General features: G+C 62.5%; 5 protein-coding genes and 1 pseudogene. All 6 read right to left on the reverse strand.

The genetic code is table 11. From position 1 onward, the window contains the following. On the reverse strand, positions 1-234 hold a 234-nt coding region (locus tag WCA85_RS07140; protein WP_424062470.1), incomplete at its 3' end, for an AtzH-like domain-containing protein. Positions 235-236: 2 nt separating this feature from the next. Next, positions 237-899 (reverse strand): cysteine hydrolase family protein, encoded by a 663-nt coding sequence (locus WCA85_RS07145; protein WP_424062471.1) that lies wholly within the window; start codon positions 897-899, stop codon positions 237-239. Between the two features lie 236 nt (positions 900-1,135). Continuing rightward, a complete protein-coding gene (locus WCA85_RS07150) occupies positions 1,136-2,806 on the reverse strand; it encodes an ABC transporter ATP-binding protein (protein WP_424062472.1) in 1,671 nt (556 codons plus the stop codon). A gap of 5 nt (positions 2,807-2,811) precedes the next feature. Further along, positions 2,812-3,504 carry a cysteine hydrolase family protein gene (locus tag WCA85_RS07155; protein ID WP_424062473.1) on the reverse strand — a complete coding sequence of 231 codons (693 nt, stop codon included), beginning with the start codon at positions 3,502-3,504 and terminating at the stop codon, positions 2,812-2,814. 54 nt (positions 3,505-3,558) lie between these two features. Next, on the reverse strand, positions 3,559-4,485 hold the full coding sequence (locus WCA85_RS07160) for an ABC transporter permease (protein WP_424062474.1): 927 nt from the start codon (positions 4,483-4,485) through the stop codon (positions 3,559-3,561). Then, positions 4,478-4,795: pseudogene (locus WCA85_RS07165) on the reverse strand (ABC transporter permease); the annotation flags it as partial. The pseudogene WCA85_RS07165 and the gene WCA85_RS07160, both read right to left, overlap by 8 nt.

Here is a 4,795-nt window from a genome sequence, read left to right on the forward strand (position 1 = left end):
CGTCACGACCGTGCGATGCAGCCGCCGCGACGGCGGCACCGGCGTGGCCGCGGCACGCCAGGCGCGAATCGTTTCGCCGCCGTGCTGGACTTCGGCAATGCCATAGCGCACTGTCTCCTGTGTGTCCCAGAACAGCGCGTTCATGGCTTCGACGTCGTTGACGACCAACGCCCGTTCGTACGCTTCAAATGCCGCTGCAACTTCAGCGACAATCTCCGGCTTGTTGACATCCATCCTCACAGTTCCTCTTTCAATGCCGCCAGTGGCGCGGTCCAGCCGACGATCCCCCCTTGCGAGCGGATCATCTCAAGGCTCGCCTGCTTGAACGCGGGAAAATAGCTCGCTGTGGCGTCTTCGATCAGCAGGCAATCGTAGCCGCGGTCGTTGGCTTCGCGCATCGAGGTTTGTACGCAGACCTCAGTGGTCACGCCGGCAAACAGGAGATGCGTGATGCCGCGTTCACGCAGTTCATCTCCAAGCACGGTGGCGTAAAACGCGCCTTTACCGGGTTTGTCGATGACCAGTTCGCCGGCAATGGGCGTCAGCGCGTCGACGATCGCGTTGCCCGGTTCCCCGCGCACAAGAATGCGCCCCATCGGGCCGGGGTCGCCAATGCGCATCTGCGGCGCACCACGCAGACGCTTGGCGGGCGGACAATCAGAGAGGTCCGGGGCATGCGATTCACGCGTATGCACCACCAGCCAGCCTTTGTCGCGCGCAAGGGCGAGCAGTTCAGCGACCGTCGGAACGATCTCGGTCAGCAGCGAAACGTCGTTGCCCAACGATTCACCAAAGCCACCCGGCTCGATGAAGTCGCGCTGCATATCGATGATTACCAGCGCCACCTTCGACGTGTCGAACACGAACGGTGACGGTAAAGCCTGCACTTCGATGCTCATGGTTTAACCCTTGTTTTTGCGCGCTAAAGCTAGCCAGCAGACTGCGGCGCCATTCACCCGCGCTCTGCCATCCGCGTTACCGCCCCGAAGCGTTGCCTGTTGCGTCTTTAACGCGCCTTGTTGCCAGAGGCGGCACATCCCCGGCTCCAGGCTGAAGATGTGCCGCATGGCACGTCCACTACGCAGCATTGCTTTGATTGCGCGTGAACGCTTCGCACAACCCCCGTTTGATCACTTTATGGGCCTTGCAGGTCGCCGTCGCTCCATGCGGGAACCACATGGGCCGGCTCGTCCACATGACCCGCCATATGCTGCCCAAGCACGGCGCGTTCTGCGCCTTGCGCGGGCGTTTCAAACACGAGCCGCCCCTCGGCCATCACGGCGATCCGGTCGGCAAGTTCGAGCAGCTCATCCAGGTCTTCGCTGACGAGCAGCACGGCGGCGCCCGCGTCACGTGCCGCAATCAGCCGTGCATGGATGTCCGCCACCGATGCGAAATCCAGGCCGAACACCGGGTTCGCGACGATCAGTACATCCACCGGCTGACCTAGTTCGCGCGCCAGAACGGCGCGCTGCACGTTGCCGCCGGAGAGCGTGCCAATCATGCGCTCCGGCGCTGGCGGGCGTACGTTGAAATCACGAATCCGTTGCGCCGCCCGCTCACGCATTGCGCGGCGATCGAGGCGCCATCCACCACGACACATCGGTGCCCGGTCGAAGTCACGCAATGCCAGATTTTCAGCCACGCTCATACCGGCCACGCAAGCGTTCTTGAGTGGCTCTTCGGGAATCGCAAATACGCGCCGCGAGGTCATTTCTTCACGCGTCGCGTGATACGGCGCACCCGCGATCCACATCTCACCCTCGACTGGCCGACGCTGTCCGACCAGCGCCTCGACGAGCTCCTTCTGGCCGTTGCCCGACACACCCGCCAGCCCGAGAATCTCGCCGGCGCGCACCGTCAGGGACGCGTGACGCACAGCCGTATGGCCGCGGTCGTCTTCGACTGACACGTCGCGCAACTCTAGCCGCACAGCCGCCTTGGGATCGAGCGGTTTGCGTGCGGCGCGCTCGACCTGAATTTCGGCGAGGATCGGCGCCTGCTGTGCCGAAGCCTCCCCCTGAGCAACCGTGGCCGTACTCGTGCCCATCATCCACGCAGCAAGCTGGTCGCGACTGGTTTGAGCAACCGCTGTCGTGCCCACCTGGCGACCCTTGCGCAACACCGTCACGTCGTCGGCGTACGCCATCACTTCGCGGAACTTGTGCGTGATCATCAGCACGGTCAGTTCGCCGCGCGTGGTGAGATCGCGCATCAGGCCCAGCACTTCATCGGCTTCTTGCGGCGTCAGCACCGAAGTCGGTTCATCCAGAATCAGGAAGCGTTGACGCAGATACAGTTGCTTGAGGATTTCGAGCTTCTGCTTTTCACCCGCCGCGAGTCCGGCAACCGGCGCTTCGAGCGGCAAACTGAAGGGCATGCTGCGCATGAATTCACTCAAGGCGGCACGCTCGCGCTTCCAGTCGATTCGCCATGACAGACGTCCCGTCGCGAGCAGCAGATTTTCTTCCACCGACAAACCCGAGGCCAGCGTGAAATGCTGATACACCATGCCGATGCCGAGCGCCTGGGCGTCGCGCGGCGAGGTGATTTTCACTTCACGCCCGTCCGCCGCGATCTGTCCTTCATCGAGCAGGCCATAGCCGACCAGCCCCTTCACCAGCGTGCTCTTGCCCGCGCCGTTCTCGCCGAGCAGCGCGTGAATCGTACCTGGCGCGACCTTGATCGACACCTTGTCGAGCGCACGAAACGCGCCGAAGCTCTTTGAAGCGCTCATCACTTCGACGCCCAGTGCATGAGTGAGCGCATCGTCGTGAGGCTGATTGTAGGGGGCGACGGTCGACATGATGGTCAGCGTCCGAGTGTGGCAAGCAGTGCTTGCGAATCCGACACCGTGCCGAATACACCGCCTTGCATCGTGATCATATGCAGCGCGGCGTCGTGATTGCTTTTGTCGGTCGCGCCGCAACAGTCGGCCAGCACCGTGCATTCGAAACCGCGATCGTTCGCTTCGCGCATCGTTGTATGGACGCAGACGTCGGTAGTGATACCGGTCAGGATCAGGTTGACGATACCGCGCGTGCGCAAGATCAGTTCCAGATCCGTCGCGCAGAACGAGCCCTTGCCGGGCTTGTCGATGATGATTTCGCCGGGAAACGGCGCAAGCTCATCGATGATTTCCCAGCCTGGTTCGCCGCGCACGAGAATCTTGCCGCACGGACCATCATCGCCGATGCCAACGCCGTCGGTGCCCGCACGCCGGCTGCGCCAGCGCTTGTTGGCGGGCAGATCAGACAGATCCGGCCGATGCCCCTCACGCGTATGGATGATCGTAAAGCCCTGTTCGCGCATCAGCGTGAGCACGTTTGCGATCGGCTCGATCGGCGCGCGCGTCATCGACAGGTCGTAACCCATCTTGTCGACGTAACCGCCGTGGCCGCAAAAATCCGTCTGCATATCGATGATGACAAGCGCCGTATTGTCTGGGCGCAGGTTGCCGTCATACGGCCAGGGGTAAGGCTTTGCTTCGATGAATCGGTTCATGGTTCAGCACTCTTCAGGTTGTCGTTGGCATCGGAATCAGCATGAGCGCGGGTCTCAACGCGTCAGGCTGAGTTCACCCGGCGCGCCAGCGAGCGTGCGGTCGGGGCGGCAATTGATAATCATGATCACGAGCGTCAGCACGTACGGCGCGGCGTTGTAGAGGTAGTAGCCGCTCGTCACGCCAATGGCTTGCAGCGCCGGGCCCAATGCTCCCGCTGCGCCAAACAGCAGTGCCGCGTAGAGGCAACGCAACGGCTGCCAGCGCGCGAAGATCACCAGCGCCACCGCCATCAACCCCTGGCCGCTAGACAGTCCTTCGTTCCAGCTACCCGGATAGACGAGCGATAGATAAGCCCCACCCACACCGGCGAAAAAGCCGCCTACGGCCGTCGCGGCGATGCGGATGCGTGTCAGCGGATAACCCATCGCACGCGCCGTCTCGGCGTGATCGCCAACGAGACGCAGCGTCATGCCCCAGCGCGTGCTGCGCAGACCCCACTGCAAGACGAACGCGAGCACGATGCCGATCACAAACAGCGGACTGATATGCAGCGCGTTATGCAGTTGGGGCGATACAGCCCACGCTCCAAGGTCGATGGATTGCAGCATCGGCGCCTGCGGCTGAATAAACGGCTTGCCGAGATAGAACGCGAGCCCAGTGCCGAGCAGCATCAGTGCAATACCAAAGGCGATATCTGAAACACGCGGCAGCGAACACACCAGTCCGTGCAAACAACCAAACATCAAACCGACAAATCCTGCCGCCAACACGCCGATCCAGGGCGAGCCGGACAGATACGACGCCGCGTAGCCGCTCATTGCGCCGGAGACCAGAATCCCTTCGAGGCCGAGATTCACGCGTCCGCCCTTTTCCGTCAGACATTCACCGAGACTCACGAACAAGTAAGGTGTGCTTACGCGAATCGCGCCGGCCAGCAACGAGAGCAACAGGATCACTACAGGCGAGTGCATATCAGGCATGAGTTTTCTCCAGTTGCACCGGCGCCTCGGTGACGGCGAGCGCCTGCAATTTCACGCGCCACGCGACGATGCGTCCGCCCAGCGCTTCCCACGCCAGCAGATTGGCGAACAGCAAACCTTGCAGCACGAGCGTCGTCGCATCAGGCAAGTCGAGACGGCGTTGCAGCAGACTGCCGCTCGCTTCGATACCGCCAATCAGCACCGCGCACAGCACGATCGCCAGCGGGTTTTGACGCGCCGCGAACGCCACGAGGATGCCGCTATAGCCGTAGCCTGCGAGCAGCGAGGCATTCGCGCTGCCCTGCACGGC

This window comes from Paraburkholderia sp. (assembly GCF_049581445.1).
GTDB lineage: Bacteria > Pseudomonadota > Gammaproteobacteria > Burkholderiales > Burkholderiaceae > Paraburkholderia.